The sequence below is a fragment of the Mesorhizobium sp. M7D.F.Ca.US.004.03.1.1 genome, assembly GCF_003998635.1.
In the GTDB taxonomy this organism is placed as follows: domain Bacteria; phylum Pseudomonadota; class Alphaproteobacteria; order Rhizobiales; family Rhizobiaceae; genus Mesorhizobium; species Mesorhizobium loti.
This window is the reverse complement of the sequence record NZ_RZQG01001880.1, coordinates 1-385: the sequence shown is the minus strand read 5'-3', so window position 1 is coordinate 385 and position 385 is coordinate 1. Positions and strand designations below refer to the sequence as shown.

Below are 385 nucleotides of genomic sequence, written 5' to 3'. Positions count from 1 at the left end.
CTGGTGATGTTTGCCGGCCGCATCGTCGGCGAGCGCGGCCCGGAAGCGACCGAAGGCGAGCTCGGCCTGCTGATGGCCGGCGTCGAGCAGCAGGAGGCCGCGCAATGAGCACGCCTTACGCCAAACTGCCGGCCTGGGCCGACTATGGCCTGATCCCGCTGATCAATCTGTTCGTCGCCTTCGTCGTCGCCGGCTTCGTCGTGCTTCTGGTCGGCGAGAACCCGTTGCGTGCCGCCGTCATCCTGGTCGAGGGCGCCTTCGGCAAGGGCACTGGCATTGCCTTCACCCTGTTCTATGCCACCACATTCATCTTCACCGGGCTTTCGGTCGCCGTGGCAGCGCATTGCGGCCTGTTCAACATCGGCACTGAGGGACAGGCCTACAT

Annotated in this window: 1 protein-coding gene and 1 pseudogene; both read left to right on the top strand. The window is 65.2% G+C overall.

Going from position 1 to position 385, the window contains the following annotated elements:
• Positions 1-108 (top strand): sugar ABC transporter ATP-binding protein (locus tag EN935_RS40500; protein ID WP_127374470.1); only part of this gene is annotated, 108 nt, incomplete at its 5' end.
• Positions 105-385: pseudogene (locus tag EN935_RS40495) on the top strand (ABC transporter permease); the annotation flags it as partial. The gene EN935_RS40500 and the pseudogene EN935_RS40495, both read left to right, overlap by 4 nt.